Genomic DNA, 21755 nt, shown 5'->3' with positions numbered 1-21755 from the left:
CTATTTAGCTAACGATTTACGTTAAGCAGTACAAAGCGACTTCTCTAGCGGTGCGGTAAGTGAACTTAAATGATTAAATTTTCGTAACACTTACGCTGTTACTAGTAAAAGTTCTAACAAGATCACTTTCTACCAAGGCTAAGACATGGATAACGCTGGCTCGAATCAAGATAAAGGGAACGGGAAGTATGCTGGGAAGTTCCCCAAAATAGCCCAACAAACCAGACTGCTAAATATTCTTGTGATTTTTGCTGTCATTTATACGTTGTACCTTGCCAAATCTTTACTTGTTCCTCTTTTCTTTTCCGCCTTTGTTGCTCTGCTTTTGAGCCCTCTTGTTGCATTCGCACGCAAGTTATTCATACCTCGTACCCTGTCAGCAGGAGCCCTGATTGTCTTGCTGGTCGCGCCGTTTACATTTTTAGGTATAGAGCTTGCTGAGCCGGCAGAACGCTGGATGCAATCTCTCCCCAAAATTGCTGCCGAGATATCCAAAGAAATTGAAGAGATAAGCAGCAACATCGACGCTTATGCAACGCCTCCAGCTAAACCCGTTGAAAAAGAACGTTCATTCTTTAGCTGGTTTGGTGACGATGAGAAGACACCTGAACTTTCTCCATCACAAGACAATACAAACTCTGTGACGGACAAAATTAAACAAAGCGGAATAGATATTGGGCTCACACTCTTCAGTAACGCGCCATTTTTACTGGCACAGGTGCTCGCCTGTATCGTTTTAATTTTCTTCTTGTTGGTTTTTGGCCCCAACCTATTCAATGTTTTTGTAAGAGACTTCCCCATTGTTACCAACAAGCGACGAACGCTGGTATTGGTAGATCAAATTCAACGGGAGCTGTCTTCGTATATCGTCACCATCAGCATCATAAACTCATGCTTAGGATTAGCTACAGCAGGCGTGTTTTACTATTTAGGAATAGACGATGCGTTACTTTGGGGAGCGCTGGTTGCGCTGATGAACTTTGTCCCCTACTTGGGTGGTGTGGCGAGCTGCGTGGTATTGCTGGTAGTTGGGCTTGTGCAGTTTGGGCTTACCAGCAGTGCGTTTCTGCCTGCGGGTCTGTTTTTAGTATTGAATATCATTGAATCACAACTCATCACGCCTGCGGTGCTAGGAAGAAGTATGCAGCTTAACCCGTTAATAATCATAATTTGGATAGCAATAACGGGTTGGCTATGGGGTGTGGTAGGCGTTTTACTCGCCGTGCCTATTCTAATGTGTTTTAAGATCATACTCGAGAATCTGGGCGTATTTGATCATTGGATAAGACTTCTCGAGTCAAAATAATTTCACTCTCTTCGCCCCATCAACCACGTTGCATGGATAGCAGCGTGGGCGGACTTTTACCTAAAATCTAGGCACAAAGCACGATAGCCCTCTTCAAATAAAAGACGAAATGCATATTTTAAAGGAACATATCCTGCCTTTTTAAAATGAAAATAGTTATCATATTCGTTGTCTTTTGATTTTTGGAGCTCCCATGAATTTGCTTAAAAGTGCCTTGGCCGTGATGATCGGCCTGTCGTGTGCAGGCGCGCCTGTATATGCACAAACAGAAAAAAATAATAATAATGATGACATTGAGCATATTACTGTTGATGCATCTCAGGTTGAATTACGAGATAGCTTTGCAGGAGGCCAAGTATCTCGCGGTGGTCGTGCGGGTATTTTAGGTAATCTCGACATGATGGACTCTCCATTCGCAAGCACCAACTTTACCGCAGACATCATAAGGGAACAGCAAGCAAGAAGTATCGCCGATGTATTGCAAAACGATCCGGTGGTTCGTGTGGCAAAAGGCTTCGGTAATTTTCAAGAACTTTACGTAATGCGCGGGTTTCCCGTTTATTCTGACGATATGACTTACAACGGATTGTACGGTGTTTTACCTCGCCAATATGTTGCTGCCGAGTTGTCAGAACGCGTTGAGGTTTTCCGTGGCGCCAGTGCATTTCTAAACGGCGCAGCACCGGGCGGGAGCGGCTTAGGTGGTTCGGTAAATATAGTGCCTAAGCGCGCGGGCGATGACCCATTAAACCGTGTAACGCTTGGATACGAGTCTCAAGGACATTGGTATGGCGCAGCAGATGTAAGCCGCAGATTTGGCGACGACAGTCAAAGTACCGGCGTAAGAGCAAACTTTGTACAACGAGGCGGCGAAACAAGTATCGATAACCAAGATCGTGAATTGAGCGTGGCCGCTATCGGCATTGATCACGATAGCGATAACTTCCGTCTTTCTTTGGATTTGGGCTACCAAGACCATCAGGTTGACTCACCACGCCCTGCAGTCACTCCTGGCAGTGCAATTCCAGAAGCGCCTGACAGCGACACCAATTTTGCCCAAGAGTGGACTTACACTAACGAGCGTCAATTTTTCGGTGCGGTTCGTGGAGAATACGATTTTACCGACAACATCACTGCATGGGCGGCGTATGGTTTCAGATCGGGTGAAGAAGATAATGTGTTTGCTAACCCTAGACAGGCAGAAGCAAATGGCGACTTTTCCGCTTACCGTTTTGATAACGTTCGAAATGATGAAATTCGCTCAGGTGAAGTGGGCCTAAATATCGAATTCAAAACCGCAAGCGTGGGACACACGATCATTACGTCTGCATCAACGTTTTCTCTAGAATCTGAAAATGCCTATGCGTTTTCTGATTTTAGCGGCTTTGCTGGAAATATTTATAATCCGGTAACAGCAACCATGCCCGATGCTGACTTCTTTATTGGTGGCGACCTTAGCAACCCACTAATCACAGAAAAAACAGACCTTTCAAGTTTTGCTCTTGCAGACATGATTTCGTTTAACGATGGAAAAGTTCTATTAACCCTTGGTGGCCGTGTACAAAACATTGAAACCCGCACCTTTGATTACAATACAGGTGATGAGTTGTCAGGCTACGACGAATCTCAATTCACGCCGGTTGTAGGCATTGTTTATAAATCGTCAGAACAGGTGTCTTATTACGCCAACTATATCGAGGGACTGCTTCCTGGTGAGGTAGCGCCTGCATCAAGCGGTGGTGAACCAATTGAAAACGCGGGTGAAGTTTTTGACCCATACAGCGCCGAGCAAATAGAAGTAGGTGTGAAATATGATGCTGGCCAATACGGTGGTTCATTGAGTGTTTTCAACACCTCAAAGCAAAGCTCAATTGTTGAAGACAATGTTTTCAGTACCGATGGTGAACAGCAAAACCAAGGGCTTGAGTTAAGCGTATTTGGCATGCCAACTTCAAATTTACGTGTTTTGGGCGGATTCACTTGGCTCGATGCGGAAATGACGAAAACTCAAGACGGTACACTAGATGGCAAAACGGCCATTGGTGTTCCTGATTTACAAGCTAACATTAATATTGAGTGGGATGTTGATGCCCTTCCAGGGCTTACTGTCGATGCGCGTGCGGCCTATACGTCGAAACAATATGCCAGTGCCGACAATAGCCTTGAAGTCGATGCATCTAATCGTTTCGATTTAGGCGTTCGTTACAGCTTCCTTGCAGGAATGACCGACATCACACTTCGCGCTCGTGTAGATAACGTCTTTGACAATAATTACTGGGCGTCGGTAGGAGGCTTCCCTGGCTCAAACTACCTTGTATTAAGTGAACCTCGGACATTCAGACTGTCTGCTTCATTCAATTTTTAACGGGTTAAGTTATGCTACTGTCAATCGCTGCCTTTTTAGGCAGCGCATTGGCGATAGGTTTGTTTTACCGCGCTTGGCAAAGCACACAGATCGCCTTTAAACGTATAGCTAAACTCTCGGCATTGTTGTTAATGCTGGCGAGTTTAAGCCTTTGGGTTACAGAGTACGGCCCTGAATTAGGTACCTGCTACGCAGTGGTCGCTTTCTCGTTACAAGCATGGAGTTGGATTTATCTCGCCCGACAACGAATAAGTAAAGATATAAAACGCGTCGATTTACCGTTCGCATCTGGATTGACAACCCCGTCTACCGCCATTGCTTTTAACGCTCTCGTAAAACTACTTGGCAGTGTGTTTTTAAGTGCTATTTGCGCCATGTTAGTTACCGTAGTGTGGACAACAGCGCTTAGCATGAGCAAAGTAAACCAGATTGCACTGGGAATTTACACCATGCCTCTATTATGGGGATGTGGCGCATACTGGCTTTGTGCAGACAGTAAACTATGGCGCCCGGTTGGGGTGTTGAGTGTACTAAGCGCGTTAAGTTACTTCTACTTGTATAGTATATAAAATGAGTATTTCTATTTCTCCCAGCGCAAATAAAAGCGCCTTAAAAAGTCACGCTTGGTTAGGACTAGCCGTTAATGTGTTGATGTATTGGGTGTGCTTTTCAGGCACTTTATCTGTTTTCTCTCAAGAACTTCTGCGATGGGAACAACCCCATATTGCAGATAATCTAGATTACACCCCTGGCAGCATTCAAAATGCTTATGAACGCTTTCTCACAATGAAAGAGGGTCAAACACAGGGAAACATTGTCATTCGCTTGCCTACGCACGATTTGCCACGCGCACGCATTAGTGCAGACGGTGAGTATTGGAATATTTCTCCAACCGGTGAATTAAGTGAACCATCCACAACCCCTATTACTGATTTAATCGTTGATTTACACACCGCCCTGCATCTACCTGAAGACATCGGAATGATGGCTGTCAGTGTTTTGGGTGCTATTTTGAGTGCATTGATTATCTCTGGCATTGTTGCTCACAGACGTATATTTAAAGATGCCTTTCGCTTGCGAACAGGCAACAACGAGCAGCTTACACAAGGCGACTTACACAATAGAATGAGCGTGTGGGGCTTGCCTTTTCACTTGATGATTGCGCTAACCGGCGTTTATTTTGGTTTAGCGTCGTTTTTAACGTCCATTTATGCCGATACTTTATATGAAGGAAACAAGCTCGATCTGTTTGCCGACATTTATGGTTCATCAATTCAGCTTGAACATCAGCCAGCCATTGCGAATATAGAAAAAGCGCTGACCGACATAATGAAAATGGAGCCCAATACCCAGCCCATTTTTGTTACTTTGGAAAACGCGACCAAAGACAATCAGTATATTTTGCTCGGCTCTCAGCACTTGGATAAGCTCATTTATTCAGAACAATACCGCTTTGATGCCAGTGGACAATACATCGATAAAGTCGGTTATTCAGATGGTGATGCTGGCCAACAAGCGATATTTTCTGTATATCGCATACACTTCGGCCACTTTGGTCCAGAAGCAATGAAGATATTCTTCGGATTAATGGGGTTCGCGTTAACCATTATCTCTGTTACCGGCATAAATTTGTGGCTGGCAAAACGCGCTAAGCAAGATGCCTTAAACCAGCTTTGGCTCGGTTTTGTGTGGGGCACGCCTATCGCATTTATTTGGGCTGCATTGTTAGAGTTAACGCTGGCGCTGCCCACAAAACCTGTTTTCTGGGTAACATTGACAGCTATTCTTATCGCTTCACTAATGCAAAAAGTGCTTATGAAAACTCACTTGGTGCTGTTGAATTGTCTCGCCGCCTTGTTAGTTGTATTGGCCATTACTCACTTTGCTGTTCACTACCCTAGTTCGTTAGTCATGAACTCGCTCATTATAGACAGCGCGTTTATCGTTTTTGCCCTGTGCGTATGGCGCTACCTATATTCTAGGTTGAAGAAAGGCTGGAACATTTAGCTCAACCAGATGAAGGTTAAGTTTGAGTAAAAATTAGCATTTTTACATAGTCTAAGTCTGAGCATAATTGATATTAAAAAGCCTTCCGTGTGGAAGGCTTTTTGCTTTTGAAGTCTGTTGCGAAACACCGCTGGCACACTTAATCCATCATCATCATTTAATTCAAGTGGCTCCCTAACTGCCAATGATCCAGCTTTGACAAAGAAGTCTTGTTATCAATGCATCACTTGATTTGCAAACCATTAACTTTGATAGCGTCACAAACAATGCCAGAACTCTTAGATATCAATACAAATCTTGCCGAAGTGTTTGCCATTAACCTCATATTCAAACGCTTTAGCGAGTTCATCGAGTGAAAAACTTGTATCAATTACAGGCTTTATTCCGCTCGCCTCTAGGGCATTTACGAAGTCATTTTGATGCTCCCTGCTCCCAACAATAATCCCTTTAAGATTGATCTGCTTTGCCATCAGCGCTGCTGTTGGAACATCTCCTTTCACGCCGGTCAATACGCCAATAAGGACAATATTTCCATTCACACGACACGCATTGATTGACTGTGCTAAGGTAGCAGGCCCTCCCACTTCCACAACGTGGTCTACACCTTTCTCTCCGCTCCACGCGTTAACCGCACTCCCCCACTCGGGTTCTGCTTTATAGTTCACGATGAAATCAGCGCCAAGGGCTTTAGCCTTTTCAAGCTTTTCATCCGAGGAGGAAGTGATAGCAACGTATGCCCCCATCGCTTTGGCTATTTGAAGTGCGTATATTGAGACACCGCCAGTACCTAGCAACAGCACCTTGTCGCCAGCTTTAAGCTTACCCTCAACAACTAATGCTCTCCACGCTGTTAACCCTGCCGTTGTAATTGTGGCGGCCTCTGCATGGCTCCATCCTTGTGGAGCTTTAGTAAACCATGTGGCTGGTCGAACGACATATTCTGTTGCGTATCCGTCAAGGCCATCACCAGGCGTTCGACTGAAATCGCTACACCTAGGTTCACCGTTCAGCCAATCCGGAAAAAATGTCGACACAACATGATCGCCCTCCTCGAACTCATCAACGTCCTCACCAACTTGAGTAATGATGCCAGAGCAATCAGACAGGGGTACACGATTCTGCGCCGTAGGAATAGTGCCATTAGCAACACTAAGGTCATGGTAATTCAATGAACTCGCATGAACACGTACTTTAATTTCTTTACTTCCAACTGTTTGAGGCTCGTCAACGTCTGTCGTCTTTAATCTTTTAAGCCCTTCATCATGGGTTCCAATAACAACTTTTCTCATGTACGGATATCTCTTTAATTTTGATTAGTAATATACGTAAACGATTCAAATGAGATTACTGAAGGTTTTTATCTGAGATAAATAGTAAATGTAGCTCCTGACTTAAGGGAACATTTTGTACTCATTGTTAATTCCGTCTCTCCCTTTATCTTTAATTGTCTAGCACTGTTTCTAATTGAGCTGTGGTCGGAAGCCCCATTTGTAATTTCACAGCACCAGACTCATCCCTAAAATAAATGGCAGGCGTAGCGGAAAGGCTCAGTCGTCGCATAAGCCTGTGGTTGTCATCAAGCTCCTTTTTCACCTCTGGTGTCGGGTTATTCAAAGGCTTAAGCAGCGCTAATTGACCAGCTTCATGGTTGTGAAGAATCTCACTAGGGTTTTCTGCGCTAAGAATGGCTGCAGATTTTCCATAACTATCAGCCTTCAATATACCGACCAGGATATGCCGAATTTGAACATTACCGGCGTCAACCCACGGTCGGGCCTGCTGCCAAAACTTTTGACAATAAGGGCAGTTCGGATCGGTAAAGGCATAGACAACTCTACTAGCATTAGGGTTACCATCTAAAACCCAACTCGACTCACTCAACTGCTGCCATATTTTTTCGCTTTGCGCACCGTTTATGTAGTTATTTAATTCGTTAGCTCCAACATCTTGTCCGTTTGCGTCGAACATTTTTCCAGCCAACATATACTGACCATCTTCCGTGACATAAACCGTGATTGCATTACCTTTGAAGTCAATGACATAGCCTGTCATTTGGGATGGCGCATCAAAGCGACTTATCACCTCTCCGCCTTGCTTTTCAACGATGCTGAGAGGCTTTGGAAGCTCACTATCAGTGGCGAATGATGAGCTAGAGAAAGCTAACATCCAAGAGACTACTTTTAGCATTCTTATTCCTTGAGGTACTTAATTTACTTGAGAAGAGGACGGAGGTAATGCTGAAGGCTAGCCTCAGACAGCTCCCCCATGTGGCGGTCAACTAACTCGCCTTTTGCATTGAAAAATAACGTAGTTGGCAGGCCATATGCGCCAAAGCTTTTTGAGATATTGCCTGCAAAATCAAAGTAAGTATTTTCAAGGTCAACACCTTGGCTCATTAAGAAGCGTTCTGCTTTCGTGGGCGCTTCGCTTTGATTGATAAAAATAAATTTTACGTCTGACTGCGTTTGTTGTGCCCGCGCTAAAACGGGCATTTCGCGGCGACACGGAGGGCACCATGAAGCCCAAAAGTTGATGACGACAGGTTTACCGATATTTAGCTCTAGTGATTGATACTCGCCACTTGAAGTCTGAGCATTGATATTTAGCGGACTAGGAGAGGTATTATATAAGGTTTGAATTACAACTAGTGGAAACAACGCAGCCGCGGTGATAGCCCCAGATTTAAGATAAAACGACATAAGCTGACGATGCTTTTTTGCTCTAACCAAAAGAACCGTTAGGCCCGCAAACCATCCAGAATAGCTATTGAAACCACCATCTCTAATATTGAGTACGGAAAGCCAGTCTTTTTGATAAATCTCCCACAAATCTATGACGAAGATTAAACGTGCCACAACTAGCCCTGCTGCGATAGACCAGAATATAGTGTCAGTAACTTCGTTCTTCTGCTTACTGGCTCTTGCCAAATAGCCGACAAGGCTCCAGAAAATAATTACACCCGCAATAATTAATGCGGTGCTGGTCATCATAGCGAAAGGGCCTAAATTGATCGTATTCACGTTAAATGCACTTAGTAAGTTTGAGCTGGTAAACTAATTACCAAAGATTAATTTAATATTAATGTTCACCCATTAGCTTCTACGCATCAAACCGCTTTGTGAAAAACTATGAATATTCTTCTCGTTGAAGACGACCTCGTTATTGCAGACGCAGTATGTGTTTACCTTCAAAGCAAACTCATGCAAGTCACCCACGCCGTCACGTTAAGTGAGGCTAAGCACTATGTATCAATCAACCAGTTTGACGTGTGCTTGTTAGATATCGCACTACCCGATGGAAGCGGACTGGAATTGTTATCGTTAGTCAGGAAGAAAAAGCTGCCAATGGCAATCATTCTTTTAACGGCAAGAGATGCCATTGAAGATAAGGTGACGGGGCTCAACAAAGGCGCAGATGACTACGTGACAAAGCCTTTTGACTTTGAAGAGTTAATTGCGAGAATTTACAGCGTAACGAGAAGACAAGATCAGCATTTACACGAGATATTGAAGTTTGAAGAGCTTACGTTTGATGCTAAAGCCAAACGCGTAGAAGTGCGCGGCGAACAGTTATCCTTATCTGCATGTGAACTGAAACTTCTGTATTTATTCTTATCAAACCCAGGCAGAATTTTAAGTGAAGCACAGCTTAAAGACTACTTATATGGCGTCAACGATGATGTGAATAGCAACGCCTTAAACGTGCATTTGTTTAATCTTAGAAAAAAAGTAGGTAAACATATCATTATCACGGAACGTGGTCTGGGCTACCGCCTCGCTCATCAGCAGGAATAAGAAACATGAGTCTTCGACTAAAGCTCATCGCAATTATTGCTCCTGTATTTTTTGTCTTGTGGCTAACAGCCAGTTATTTCTCTATTACCCAGCTGAAAAGCGAGATAAACCAAGCCATGGATAGCCGCCTTGCCTCCACAGCAAGAATGATGAATAACCTTATGCTGTCCGACCAAAATTCAGTGGGCAACTTGGGGCTTTCCCCAAACGGTACGTTCAACGATGCGGGCACCTTAAAAGGCCTTGCCTGTAAGATAAGCGCGTTAAATGGTGAAATTATTGCTAATAGCCACCCTCAAGAGCTAACACTACCTGATACGCTACCATCGGGACTTGATACCGTTATTGTTGAAAACATCGAGTGGCGGGTATTTTCTTTAAAAACAGAAAAGCACACCATTTCTATCGCTGAAAAGCTTTCTGAGCGACATGCAATATTTGTCCAGATGGTAATCGTCAGCGCCCTTCCAACACTCATTTCCCTCGTGGTTTCGCTGCTTGTGATCTGGTTTGCCTTAGGAAGAGAGTTGAGGCCGCTTCAGCGACTAAAAGACGCCATCACCAATCGCTCACCAAACGATTTAAATCCAATTCGGTTAAGGCATAACCTGCAAGAAATTACTCCCCTAATTGATAGCCAGAATCAGTTGTTCACCAAGCTTGAAAACGCTATTGAAAGGGAAAAAGCGTTTACCGATAACGCTGCTCATGAATTAAGAACACCTTTGACGGGCATTATTAGTCAACTACAGGTAGCAAAAGTCACGCAAGGAGAAACGCAACAGCGTGCCATTGAGAAGAGTTTATTTAGTGCACGTCGCTTGCAAAGCTTATTAGAAAACTTGCTGTTGCTGGCAAGAGTAGACAAAGCGCCAATTGAGCAGCATGTGCAACCGTGGGAACTGTCTAAAGAACTTAGCAACCTGCTGACAGAGTTAGGCTGTGAAAACAACGACATTCAGGTTCATACCAATGTTTCAAAACGACTATCACACATCCCCGTATTCGCATTCACTATTGTCATGAAAAATCTAATAGATAACGCCCGTCAACATGGTGTTAAAGGAATGCCGATTTCAATAGTCATTGAAGAAGACGACAACGAGTTTGTTATTCGCGTTTCCAATCATGCAACGCTTAATACTGAAACGCTAGCGTACATGACAAGACGATTTTGGCGTGAAAGTCATTCACAAGGAAACGGGCTTGGATTAGCGATTGTGAACGCACTGGTAGAAGCGCTGAATGGAACATTTAACGTCAATTACGAAGGTGACCAGCTACACGTAATGATCACCTTCCCAACTTCGCCAAATACCGAGTAAGGCACACCGAATCTGTGATTGAGCGAAAGCTTCTTTTTAGCTCAACGAGCCCGTCTAGCCCAAACACGGTTCGGCTACATTTTGCTGCTGGGCATGTATTGTAAGCTAGTCGGCGCCAAGGATAGTCACTACCGCCGCGCCCCCCAGACCTATGTTATGCGCCAGAGCAAGCTTTGCATTTTCTACCTGTCTCTGCCCTGCTCTGTTAGTTAAATGCCACGATAGTTCAACACACTGCGCTATACCCGTCGCCCCGATGGGATGGCCTTTTGACATCAAACCACCTGACGGTCCAACAACGTATTTACCACCATAGGTATTGTCTCGGTCAATGACGAGCTTTTCAGCTTCACCTTCAAGGCACAACCCAAGTGCTTCATAAGTGATAATCTCATTCGTTGTGAAGCAATCGTGCAGCTCTATTACATCTATATCGTTTGGAGAGACCGCTGCAGCCTCGTATGCCTTGTGAGATGCTATTTTTGTCATCTCACTCCCCACCGCTGAAATGGGGTCACGCCAAGAATCAATAGTGTCCGTAGCCATTCCTTGTCCAAGAATAGACACCGCATTTGTTATGCCGTGTTTCTTGGTAAATGTTTCACTACACAACACAACTGCTGCAGCGCCACAGGTAGGTGGACAAGCCATTGTTCGCGTTAAATAGCTATCGAAAATCACCTTGTCTGTTAGCACTTCTTGCACGCTAAGTGGAGAAGTAAACAAAGAAAAAGGGTTGTTGATAGCGTGCTGTCGAGACTTAACCGAAACTTCAGCAAAAAGGTTTGGGCTTACACCGAATTTTTCCATGTAGTGCTTGCCAGCTGAACCGAACGCTCTCAACGCGATAGGAGCTGGAGGCACATCAAACTCATCATAAACAGGCGTGAAACGGTCAAACGGACTTTCTCTGTCCTGCCAATGACTGCCCAAAGCTCCCGGCTGCATCTCCTCAAAACCAAAAGCTACAGCGCAGTCGACCTCTCCGGAAAGAATTGCTTGTCGGGCAAGATAAATAGCACTGGCTCCACTTGCACAATTATTATTTACATTGACAACTGGCACGCCAAGCTGTGCCACGTCGTAAAAAGCGTGTTGGCCACAGGTGCTGTCACCATAGATATAAGATGCGAAAACTTGCTGAATATGCTTTTTATCAATATCTGCATCTTTAAGGGCTGATTCCACGGCATTCGAAGCCATAATGCGATAGGGTAACTGGCTACCTGGCTTAACAAACTTCGTCATGCCGGCACCTATAATTTTAACGTTGTTCATGTCTGTCTCTGTCAATATTTGTCTCGGGCGACACTGATAATAAGACTTGAACAATTTAAAGCGTATTATTTCGTTCAACCTGCTACCAGAGGCCTTTGCTCAACACGTTAAGTATTGAGCACACGCCCTAAAAGTGCTCGCGATTCTCGTAATAATCTTTGCCGTTTAGGTCTTCAAAAAGTACGGTAATGTCCGTATGTTTTCCTACGAACGGACGAAGCGCTTCATCGATAAGGTTAGCTACCGCAGTTTTGGAATCTTGCCCGCGATCAAACCACAACACTTCTATGAAAGGATAGCCTGATGAGGCTCCACCAGCCGCAACAAACTGACTCGCAATATGCTCTACCGTGAAGTGATCGTTGGGGGTATCAGTGAGCTTCGCAAACTGCTCAACAATATCCACTGCGACTTTCTCTAATACAGTTTGCTGAATACCTCTTGCGCGTATATGTGGCATTTTCTTGGTCCTTCTTAAAGCGCTCAAATTGTTGTTTATCATGTCTTTACTGACATCATATCACGCATTTTAAATCGCGAAACTAAGGGCTTGTTTCAGCACGCTTAAAGACTCCGTATAACATCGACAGATATATTATTTTGGGAATTACGGATAGTTAAACCGATATGGAATCGCGTACCACTACCTCGCGCCATAAGTGAGCGCAGTCTTCTATGAATTTTTTATGGATAGGATGAAGCTGATACTCATCTTGTGCTTCAACGCTTTCAAAAAACATAAGCTCAGAGACGTCAAAGGAATTATCGATAACATCCCGCTTGAGTGTATTCGCAGGCACGCCAATGTGGAGCGAGTGAACCTGTGGAATGGCGCGCAACGATTGTAAACCGTCAATAAGCTTTTGCTTATCTTCTGTCGACGCTGGGTCTTTTAGCCAGAAGTAAACCATGTGAAGGATAGGTGGTAACTCAGCGCTAGCACGGGGGTTTGCCTGTGCAGAAGCCGGCAATGCAGATAGTGAAGCTAGCGCTCCTGCGGTTGCTAAAAATTGTCTTCTTTTTGTATCTGTCATTGCCTTCATCCTTTTTTTATAACGGGTAAAAAAACTGAATTTCTACAATGACACTGGACGCGCATTGAAGCAATAAGAATCCGTTGATGAGTCATCTGTCACCTAACATTGCGCAGCGACATAAATTGCCATCTATTAACAAGGTTTTTGAACGCAATAATTCGCATCTTGGCAAGCAACTTGAAAGACATTTAAAAGAAACGAAATTTAAACACGTAAACAACGAGATTTTGACGCTATGCGCTTACCTACTAAACAGCTTATTAATAAGATCGAGCACTTATCTAACGGCCTAACGCCAGAACAACTGTCGAGTTTCCTAGATATTATTGATGCCATGACGGCATTAGTTGAAGAGGCGGGTGAGTTAAAAGGTGATTGCGACGCCAAAAGCAACAATGGTAATTCGGAGATATCTATACTCCACTAAGAAGTGTATTTATACGCCCCTACCTTTACGCAATAACATATACAAAAAGCCACTAATATTCGATTTTGATCATTTGCAGTTCGTTTATGTTCGTTTTATGATGATTTTCTCTTAATTGTACATTGGAAGCAGTTTAGATAAACGACTTACGACAAATGAGTTATTTAGCGTAATGATATAATCGCGCTCATTAGAAGCGGTATTCGCCTACATTTGCTAGCACGTAACTTTGTCCTCTTTTTTCTACTCATGCACTGTACGGGTTATAATAAAAAGGAAATCATATGTTACCTCTCTCGGAACCAACACTTGTCCGGCAGTGTATTGCTGAATTTGTAGGCACAGGCATTCTAGTATTCTTCGGCGTTGGCGCAGTGGCAGCATTGGTATTAACAGGTGCTTCCTTCGGCCAGTGGGAAATGAGTATTCTTTGGGGCGTGGGCGTGTCCATTGCCATCTATTGTACTGCTGGCGTTTCGGGTGCCCACATCAACCCCGCGGTGACCATAGCACTCGCAATGTTCCACGGTTTTGAAAAACACAAAGTCGCGCCCTACATAGCGTCCCAGTTTTTGGGAGCATTTTGTTCTGCAGCTCTTATCTACAGCCTATATTATCAACTTTTTGTTGACTATGAACTTGCGCACAACCTATCAAGAGAAAGCATAGGGGCACTCGCTACTGCGGGCATTTTCGCAACGTATCCTCACGAAGCACTTTCATTCTGGGGTGCCTTCAGTGTTGAATTCGTTATCACAGCAGTTTTAATGTTCGCAATATTGGCGTTAGGGGACGAAAAAAACGGCGCTCCGCGAGGAGCTATGAATCCACTCCTCGTGGGTCTTCTAATCGCCGTTATCGGCGCTTCTTTAGGGCCATTGACCGGATTTGCTATGAATCCCGCAAGGGATTTTGGACCGCGACTCTTTACCTATTTCGCAGGATGGGAGTATTCACTTTCCGGTGCAAAGGATATCCCGTACTTCATTATTCCTATTTTTGCACCAATATTTGGCGCTTGCTTTGGTGCGTGGCTGTATCCAACATTAATAGGCCATTCTCTTTCTCAAGAAAGTCATGGCTGCACTATTCCTAACGATTGCGAAGCTCCCGTGATAAGAAATACGTCTGAAACACGTATTGAGAGGGGCTAGGTTTATGTTAACAGGGTGAAGGTATGGCAGAAGAAAAGGTAATGAGAACACCGTTGGAATAATAAACTCCGGGCATCCTTCTATTCACTAAAATTATCGGCAATGAAGAAGCTAACTGTTGATATAAAAGCGGCGATAACCTATTTTACGCCGCGGTTAAACTTACAAAGAAGCATAGCGTGTGTTTTATTTAATAGCAGTTACTGTCCTGTGGGCATTTTCCTTTTCGCTCATAGGCGAGTTTTTGGCTGGCTCAGTAGACAGTTATTTTGCTGTTTTGACACGCATTGCGCTCGCCACACTGGTCTTCCTTCCTTTCCTTAGGCCAGCATTATTGAACCTTAAACAAAAGGTGATTCTGGCCAGTTTAGGTGCTGTGCAATTAGGGCTGATGTACATCTTCTTCTATCACGCATTTTTGTTTTTAAGCGTGCCAGAAGTGTTGCTTTTCACCATTTTTACGCCGCTTTATGTCGCCATTTTGAACGACGCCCTGTTTAAGCGGTTTACCCCGTTTTATTTATTGTGCGCACTTATTGCCACCGCAGGTGCAGCCATAATTCGCTTTGAAGGCGTGACTGATAACTACTGGTTTGGTTTTGCCATTGTTCAGGGTGCTAATCTTTCCTTTGCACTAGGACAAGTGGGTTATAAAAAGCTGACCTCGACTTTTACAGCTCAAGTACCCTATCACAACGTATTCGCGTGGTTTTATTTAGGCGCACTGGCTGTTGCCTTACCTGCGTTCTTCCTATTTGGCAACCCAAGCCAACTACCGCAGAACACCGAGCAGTGGGGAGTGCTACTGTGGTTGGGTATTGTGGCGTCGGGGCTTGGATATTACTTTTGGAACCAAGGGGCACTAGCCGTTTCTGGTGGTACGTTAGCTATTATGAATAACGCACTTATTCCAGCGGGGCTTGTGGTTAATTTACTGCTCTGGCAAAAAGACACCGACTTTTCTCGCCTGCTTCTTGGCGGTACCATCATTGCTATTGCACTTTGGATGTCCCATCAACACGCTAAGAAGCAGAAACAGTTATAAGCCTCAAAAAGGCCAAAGCTACGCAGGACTATACTCACTCACCATGGTGTAGTCTTTGCGTGGCCCATTGACCTGCCACGTAGAGCGCCACACAGGCCACGCTGTGAAGTCATAGCGCACCACGTAATTATCGTCGCCACATAAGTGCTCAGCGTTTGGGTTGGTCGCACTGAAAGAATGAAAATAACGTTCATCGTCGAACAACACTTCAAATAAACCAGTTTGAGGCTGCTGCCAGAAATACCGACGCTCTGCGGGCATTACGCTTTCGTTAGGCGCAGTTACTTCGCCTTTTTCGTAATACGCCAAGCCGCTTTTTTCTTTTTGTACGCTGCCTTCCAGCCAGCTAAATTCAGCCTCGCCAGAAAAGGTAAATACATCACCATTTCGCTGGATGATTTTGCGCGTTAGCGTCCATCGTCCAGCAAAATCGTCCAAGGTATGAGGATAATTAACTGTCATTGCGCCGCCCTTACCAAAAATAGGTAACAGTGGCAGAATATTGGTCGCCGCGACCCGGCGTTCCTGGGATTTCTTCAAAGCGCTCATCCCACAAGTTATCAACTGCCAATACCAGACTTAACCCTTCAATCTGAGCAGGTGAATATGTGAAAGTGACATGTGAGAAAAACGCAGATTCGTCGCCGTTTCTAAGCGCATTGGTTTCTTGTTTCCGCCACTCGTTGTCAATGCGCACTTCAACCGTATCGGTTGCAAACCACACCAACCCAAGGGTGGCGCGATGCGGCGGATAGTTAAGCGCGTAAAAGCTCGCGTCTACCTCATCAATTCGATAGTCTTCAGACTTATCTAAATAGGTGTAGCTGGCCACCACATCTGCGCTCTCAAAGCGTTTAATGGCAATCACCTCAACACCTAAGGTTTCGATATCAACCGGGTTTGCACTGCGAGCTGACGTAGCGTCGAAGCTATACGTCCAATCTGTCAGCTCGTTATCCCAGCGATAGAATACGGCGGTATCAACTTTGAAAGAGGATTTATCAAATGATGCCCCAAACTCTAGGTTTTTGCTGACTTCTCGCTGTAACTGGTTGTTACTTCTAAACAGACCGCTTGTGGTACTGCCGCCTACAGCAGTGTAGCCAGCCACCTGCGTCGCCTCTGCATACGAAAGATAGAGTGTACGCGAGGCATTGCTCCCTGCTTGGGTAAGCCAGCTAATATCGCCCACAAAAGACAGTCGGTCATCGTCGCGATTTGTATCGTCAAACGCCCCACCTAAACGAACGGTAAGCGATTCATTGCTGTTCAACTGAGTTCGATACTCGGGCACTACGCTTATTTTGTAGTAGTCGCGAGAGGTGAAATTGTTCTCTAGCGTGGTTGAGGTGATGTCGTCTGCAGTAAGCTGTGCTGCGTAGTTAATACCAAATTCTTGCGAAACATTATGAGTACCGGAAAACGCCAATGACTTAACTTTGGTTTCGTGAAACGCCTGAAACGCTTCAGGATTTTCACGTGAGAATACGTAATGGTCGTCATTCTCTCTGTAGTAAGCAGAGACCTCAAAGGTATTTTTCATGCTCTCTTCGCCGTAGCGCTGTTTGTGATTTAGCATGACCAAACGGGTTTGAATGTCTTCTGTCTCGTTTACATTAAAAGGCGTGTACAAGTTAGGCCAGCCAAAAAACTTTTGCTGAAAGCCATAAAACACGTCGGTTTGTGAGTCATTACTTGCCAGCTGAATACGCCCTGACGCGCGTTCGAAATTATGATCGCCATTAGCAATAGTGCCATCACTTTCAGAGCGAGAATACTCTCCTTCAACGCCAACAGACCAACCGGGTAAATCACTAAGCGCGTGCTTTACTGCACCGTGTACACGCTGCAAATTGAAGTTGTTATTACCTATTCCCACTGACACACTGCCTGCTGTTTGGATGGGACGCCAGCCGTAAGACACCGTACCTACAGAGCTATTTACGCCGTAAAGCGCGTTATCGACGCCCGTGAAAATACTCGGCTTCGTCAACATTTCTGGCGCAATCGGAATTTCAGCGAAATAGTGCCCCGTTTGCGGGTCGATCAGCGTTGCGCTTCCTATGCGAAAACCCGTGTTTTCGAATATACCGCCGCGAATAGTCACGTCAGCCTGCGCTTCTGCCATGTTCCTTGATTGCAAATCGACTCGCGGATCGTATTCTAAGTTAGATATAGGTGAATTAAACGTCCCTACCGGCTTGTTGTTCGCCGTCGCCGCCCCTTCAATCGTAATTTTTTCTACGCCTTTTTCGTTGCTGTCCACGCCAGAGTTAGCGTTTGATGAATCAACACTTTCAGCGGCCATGGCGGCAAAAGGTAAAGTACAAAAGAGCAAAGATAGGGTTGTGTGACGCATTCAGTGTCCTAGTTAAAAATTTAGGTTCAGCCTGCAGGCAAGAGTAATAAAAACGCGAAGTGTATAGCATTAGTAGACCGAGGAAAACGCTGCGCAGGTGAGTTTAGACCAGTAAGTTTATTTTTACTCACAGCTCTGCACATTTCCATTTATCAATATAAACAGCCTGTATGTATCTGTAGCAGCCCGCAATAATCATCAATCTCACCTTATTGTTTGCTTACCTTCCTTGCTAAAAGAAACGAGATAACATAACGTTCATGACCTCTGCAAAACCTGCCAAAGACACGTAATACCTTGCTTATGCTTGATATTAAAAGAAGGGATCTCGCGCTTCATCGATGCACTAGATTTTGCGCCCACCATTGTTAGACAAAACAACTCTGGCGGCATGTTCGATAGCTTTGCGATCCGAAGTTTTTCTGGCGATGAAAATAACCCATCGGGTTATCTAATAAACGGTTTCAACGTGCGTGGCTATAGCGGTAATAGAAGCACGGTTAACGTTCAAACCACAAAGATCAACACGCTCTAGAGTGTGTGACTCACAAAGATCCAAGTACCAACCGAAACAAGCACAATGCCACCAAATGTCTCTGCTCGCTTACCTATCAATGTTCCCATAACACTGCCCAACATAATGCCAATAGTTACCATAGAAAAAGTGGCTATCCCAATTAACGTCGCAGCAATAGCAATGTTCACGTCAATTAGCGCGAGACTTGCACCCACTGCCATTGCGTCGATGCTTGTGCCTAACGCAGTAATACACAACAAAATAAAGGATTGTTTTTGAGACGTCGACTCTTCTTCGGCAGGTTTCAGGCTCTCGAGTACCATATGAATACCTAAACCAGAAAGAATTATTAGCGCAATCCAATGATCCCATGCTTCAACGTATGAAGACGCCGCGCGACCAATGAACCAGCCTATAAATGGGGTTGTTGCCTCTATGAGTCCGAACAAAAGGCCAATTTTGAGAGCAAAACTTAGACGAGGGCGATTGATTTTGACACCTTTGCCTATCGCTGCGGCAAACGCATCTGTTGACATAGCAAAGGCTAGCAAGATAAGAGCGAAGATACTCATAGTTTTAGAACTCCGGTCAGGCTAATTGAGTCCACGACAAATCCGCACGCCTGACCTTTAAGCGTGGACTTATCGATGGTCTCGCCAACCAAGAGGTGTTTGTACCATGGTAATGTGACCAATTATGTTGATACAAACTTTTCCATTCGAAACGGAAACAGGCTACTCCCCAACCGAGGGCCCTAAGGTACTATAGCCGCTATAAACTAATCAAGTTGATTGCGACAAACTGTCCAACTTGAGATATAAATGACGCCATGTTCACGCTCTTTCGATTGCACATATTCCAACAGTGCTCATACACTCAATTTTATTAAGTGTCGGCAACCAAGTATTTTTTCAGCGTTACGCTTTGCGCCTCTCTGCTACTCATGGACTCCCTGAATAAGCCGTTGTCTTAGCGAGTTAACGATTTCATTGTTCATCCCTTTCCTCTGCCCGTACAATAGAGACACTTCGTTGTTGCAGCGCCAGTATTTCCGGCTCGCACTGTGTAATTCGACAACTCATTGCTAAAAGAGACTTTTTTATGAGAATTCTACTTTCCATTGCCTTCGCTACCATTCTTGCAGGCTGCGCTACTCTCTCTCAACTGGCGGTTTACACTGTATCTAATGCCGAGTTAGAACAAGTGCTTGATAGCCAAGTGAGTAAGCTGCAAAAGCAAACGTCACTTGCTGGTATTCCTCTTTATTTAGACGTGGAAGATATGACAGCAACCATAGGCCCAGATGGCAGAGACGTGGTTCAGCTAGGCGCTATTGCCACGGCGCGTATTAGTGCATTTGGGTTGAACTACCCTGCAAAAGTAAGTCTAGCTTTGGAAGGCACGCCTTATTACGACAGTGAAGAAAAAGCGATTTTTGTGCGCTCATTGTCTCTACTTGATAGCACAATTGATGCTGGCGGCTTTAAGGGTAATTTAGCCCCTGTAAGTGGCGAATTCATGCAGCTCATCAACGGCTATCTAGCCACTAACCCCGTTTATCGCTTAGACCCTGCGAACAAAGCAGTAAGCATGCTTTCAACGGTACCTTTACAGCTAACTGTAGAGCAAGGGCAGCTTGCACTTCGACCTAAACAATAATCATTGAAAAAACGTATGAAGTGTCAAGATTGTTAATGGTTAAAGGTGCAAAAGTAACCTGAGCCTCGATGCTCGCAAACAGATTTTCCCATTCAGTGAAATAGGCAGGCATAGTGACAGAACATATCAAAACACTAGATGAATTCGCAAAGCACGTAGATTACTCTTTGCTGAATACCCTTACCCCAGACCCGCAGTCGACGTGCGATGGTGACGACCATGACCCGCGCCAAGTGTTTTCAGGTCACTATGTGCCAGTTACTCCGACCCCATTAACTGCACCGACGTACGTTGCTCATAGCGAAACGCTGTTTGCCGAATTAGGCTTAGACGATAGCTTGGCAACATCTAAAGATTTCACTCAGCTGTTCTCAGGGGACATGTCGGATGTACCTGCTCCAATGAAGCCCTTCGGCTGGGCAACCGGCTACGCACTTTCTATTTACGGTACGGAATACACACAGCAGTGCCCGTTTAGAACAGGTAACGGCTACGGTGATGGCCGCGCAATCTCTATTGTTGAAGCGGTATTAAACGGCAAGCGTTGGGAAATGCAGTTAAAAGGTGCTGGTCGCACGCCTTATTGTCGCGGCGCAGACGGGCGCGCCGTATTGCGCTCAAGCGTGCGCGAATTTTTAGTGCAAGAACACATGCATGCGCTTGGCATTCCGACCTCACGTTCGCTGAGCTTGTTTATGTCTGAATCAGACACGGTAGACAGGCCGTGGTATCGCGAAGGGTCTCATTCCTATGAACCTGAAGTGATGGTAGAAAATATAACGGCTATTTCTACCCGCGTGGCGCCTTCATTTCTGCGCGTAGGGCAAATAGAGCTTTTTGCAAGACGTGCTCGATGTAACGAACACAGCGAAGCGTTAAACGAACTAGAAGCCATTGTTAAGCACCTTATTGAACGAGAGTACTCAAGTGAAATTGACACAACCACGCCGTTTGAAGAGCAGGTGGTAATGCTGGCTGCACTATTTCGAGACCGGCTAACGCGTCTTGTTTCTGGTTGGGTTCGCGTAGGTTATTGCCAGGGCAATTTTAATAGCGATAACTGCGCCGCAGGAGGCTTTACGCTGGATTATGGGCCATTCGGCTTTTGTGAATTTTTTGAAGCAGACTACCAACCTTGGACAGGCGGAGGTCGTCACTTCTCGTTTTTAAACCAGCCCATTGCCGCGCAAAAGAACTTTGACATGTTTTGCCGTTCACTGATGCCGCTACTTGAAGGCAACATTGAACAGCTCTCTAAGCTTAACGAGATCAATGAAGGCTTTTCTGGCGTTATGGAGCGGGCTATGGAGCGCATGTGGGCAATGAAGCTTGGCATTGCCAGCTACGACCACGACTTGCTAATTAAGCTGCTGCAATTAATGCTGCGCACAGGCGTGGACACAATCTGTTTTTCCGAGAGCTATCGTCAATACCAGAAGATATGGCGAGCTTGACGAAAAGCTTTTACTACCCGCCTAAAGC

19 protein-coding genes, 2 pseudogenes and 1 riboswitch are annotated in these 21755 nt (G+C 45.0%); of the genes and pseudogenes, 12 read left to right on the top strand and 9 right to left on the bottom strand.

The genetic code is table 11. The features are described from left to right. The first annotated feature begins 145 nt into the window (after positions 1-145). The 4 genes from QVA83_RS03190 to QVA83_RS03175 all read left to right on the top strand — a co-directional run bounded on the left by QVA83_RS03190 (position 146) and on the right by QVA83_RS03175 (position 5678). A complete protein-coding gene (locus tag QVA83_RS03190) occupies positions 146-1306 on the top strand; it encodes an AI-2E family transporter (protein WP_069944887.1) in 1161 nt (386 codons plus the stop codon). A 193-nt stretch (positions 1307-1499) separates the two neighbouring features. Beyond that, positions 1500-3671 carry a TonB-dependent receptor gene (locus QVA83_RS03185; RefSeq protein WP_069944888.1) on the top strand — a complete coding sequence of 724 codons (2172 nt, stop codon included), beginning with the start codon at positions 1500-1502 and terminating at the stop codon, positions 3669-3671. A gap of 11 nt (positions 3672-3682) precedes the next feature. Beyond that, positions 3683-4240 carry a hypothetical protein gene (locus tag QVA83_RS03180; RefSeq protein ID WP_069944889.1) on the top strand — a complete coding sequence of 186 codons (558 nt, stop codon included), beginning with the start codon at positions 3683-3685 and terminating at the stop codon, positions 4238-4240. A gap of 1 nt (position 4241) precedes the next feature. Next, positions 4242-5678 carry a PepSY-associated TM helix domain-containing protein gene (locus QVA83_RS03175; RefSeq protein WP_287498126.1) on the top strand — a complete coding sequence of 479 codons (1437 nt, stop codon included), beginning with the start codon at positions 4242-4244 and terminating at the stop codon, positions 5676-5678. Between the two features lie 278 nt (positions 5679-5956). Here the strand turns inward: QVA83_RS03175 and QVA83_RS03170 are convergent, their stop codons facing one another. The 3 genes from QVA83_RS03170 to QVA83_RS03160 all read right to left on the bottom strand — a co-directional run bounded on the left by QVA83_RS03170 (position 5957) and on the right by QVA83_RS03160 (position 8698). Beyond that, positions 5957-6967: a zinc-dependent alcohol dehydrogenase family protein gene (locus QVA83_RS03170; RefSeq protein ID WP_014977336.1), complete on the bottom strand. Its 1011-nt coding sequence runs from the start codon at positions 6965-6967 to the stop codon at positions 5957-5959. Positions 6968-7118: 151 nt separating this feature from the next. Beyond that, positions 7119-7865, bottom strand: coding sequence for a thiol:disulfide interchange protein DsbG (dsbG, locus tag QVA83_RS03165; protein WP_014977337.1), 747 nt, complete (start codon positions 7863-7865; stop codon positions 7119-7121). 23 nt (positions 7866-7888) lie between these two features. Further along, entirely contained in the window at positions 7889-8698 is an 810-nt protein-coding gene (locus QVA83_RS03160) for a TlpA disulfide reductase family protein (protein WP_231506568.1), read from the bottom strand. Positions 8699-8806: 108 nt separating this feature from the next. Between QVA83_RS03160 and QVA83_RS03155 the strand changes: the two genes are divergently transcribed. Continuing rightward, on the top strand, positions 8807-9472 hold the full coding sequence (locus QVA83_RS03155; RefSeq protein ID WP_014977339.1) for a response regulator transcription factor: 666 nt from the start codon (positions 8807-8809) through the stop codon (positions 9470-9472). A 5-nt stretch (positions 9473-9477) separates the two neighbouring features. Continuing rightward, the gene (locus tag QVA83_RS03150; protein WP_014977340.1) at positions 9478-10797 is read left to right on the top strand and encodes a histidine kinase dimerization/phospho-acceptor domain-containing protein; all 1320 of its coding nucleotides are present in this window, start codon (positions 9478-9480) and stop codon (positions 10795-10797) included. A gap of 105 nt (positions 10798-10902) precedes the next feature. Here QVA83_RS03150 and QVA83_RS03145 read toward each other — a convergent pair whose 3' ends face one another. The 3 genes from QVA83_RS03145 to QVA83_RS03135 form a co-directional block, all read right to left on the bottom strand. Continuing rightward, complete coding sequence (locus QVA83_RS03145) at positions 10903-12075, bottom strand: thiolase C-terminal domain-containing protein (RefSeq protein ID WP_014977341.1); 1173 nt, start codon at positions 12073-12075, stop codon at positions 10903-10905. A gap of 127 nt (positions 12076-12202) precedes the next feature. Continuing rightward, positions 12203-12535: a DUF1904 family protein gene (locus QVA83_RS03140; protein ID WP_014977342.1), complete on the bottom strand. Its 333-nt coding sequence runs from the start codon at positions 12533-12535 to the stop codon at positions 12203-12205. Positions 12536-12692: 157 nt separating this feature from the next. Further along, positions 12693-13109 carry a Dabb family protein gene (locus QVA83_RS03135; protein WP_014977343.1) on the bottom strand — a complete coding sequence of 139 codons (417 nt, stop codon included), beginning with the start codon at positions 13107-13109 and terminating at the stop codon, positions 12693-12695. A gap of 238 nt (positions 13110-13347) precedes the next feature. On the opposite strand from QVA83_RS03135, the gene QVA83_RS03130 reads away from it, so the two are divergent. From QVA83_RS03130 to QVA83_RS03120, 3 genes are all read left to right on the top strand, one after another. Continuing rightward, positions 13348-13539 (top strand): hypothetical protein, encoded by a 192-nt coding sequence (locus QVA83_RS03130; protein ID WP_014977344.1) that lies wholly within the window; start codon positions 13348-13350, stop codon positions 13537-13539. Between the two features lie 284 nt (positions 13540-13823). Further along, positions 13824-14693 (top strand): MIP/aquaporin family protein, encoded by an 870-nt coding sequence (locus QVA83_RS03125; RefSeq protein ID WP_014977345.1) that lies wholly within the window; start codon positions 13824-13826, stop codon positions 14691-14693. A gap of 181 nt (positions 14694-14874) precedes the next feature. Continuing rightward, positions 14875-15738 (top strand): DMT family transporter, encoded by an 864-nt coding sequence (locus tag QVA83_RS03120; RefSeq protein ID WP_014977346.1) that lies wholly within the window; start codon positions 14875-14877, stop codon positions 15736-15738. Positions 15739-15756: 18 nt separating this feature from the next. Here the strand turns inward: QVA83_RS03120 and QVA83_RS03115 are convergent, their stop codons facing one another. Together QVA83_RS03115 and QVA83_RS03110 are read right to left on the bottom strand one after the other, a co-directional pair. Next, positions 15757-16200 carry a DUF6314 family protein gene (locus QVA83_RS03115; RefSeq protein WP_101565768.1) on the bottom strand — a complete coding sequence of 148 codons (444 nt, stop codon included), beginning with the start codon at positions 16198-16200 and terminating at the stop codon, positions 15757-15759. Positions 16201-16210: 10 nt separating this feature from the next. Beyond that, a complete protein-coding gene (locus QVA83_RS03110) occupies positions 16211-18097 on the bottom strand; it encodes a TonB-dependent receptor plug domain-containing protein (protein WP_287498125.1) in 1887 nt (628 codons plus the stop codon). A gap of 310 nt (positions 18098-18407) precedes the next feature. Between QVA83_RS03110 and QVA83_RS03105 the strand changes: the two are divergent. Continuing rightward, positions 18408-18620, top strand: a pseudogene (locus QVA83_RS03105) (TonB-dependent receptor plug domain-containing protein); the annotation flags it as partial. Between the two features lie 8 nt (positions 18621-18628). Here QVA83_RS03105 and QVA83_RS03100 read toward each other — a convergent pair. Next, positions 18629-19186, bottom strand: a complete 558-nt coding sequence (locus tag QVA83_RS03100) for a manganese efflux pump MntP (RefSeq protein WP_014950655.1) — start codon at positions 19184-19186, stop codon at positions 18629-18631. A 52-nt stretch (positions 19187-19238) separates the two neighbouring features. After that, positions 19239-19366: riboswitch (yybP-ykoY riboswitch) on the bottom strand. A gap of 349 nt (positions 19367-19715) precedes the next feature. On the opposite strand from QVA83_RS03100, the gene QVA83_RS03095 reads away from it, so the two are divergent. Continuing rightward, positions 19716-20273, top strand: coding sequence for a YceB family lipoprotein (locus QVA83_RS03095; protein ID WP_014950656.1), 558 nt, complete (start codon positions 19716-19718; stop codon positions 20271-20273). 110 nt (positions 20274-20383) lie between these two features. Continuing rightward, positions 20384-21755 (top strand): annotated as a pseudogene (locus QVA83_RS03090) (protein adenylyltransferase SelO family protein); the annotation flags it as partial.

It is taken from the genome of Alteromonas sp. AO-Serp, from assembly GCF_017849675.1.
Lineage (GTDB): Bacteria > Pseudomonadota > Gammaproteobacteria > Enterobacterales > Alteromonadaceae > Alteromonas > Alteromonas macleodii.
The sequence above is the reverse complement of the archived record's forward strand: the minus strand, read 5'-3'. Positions and strand labels throughout refer to the sequence as shown.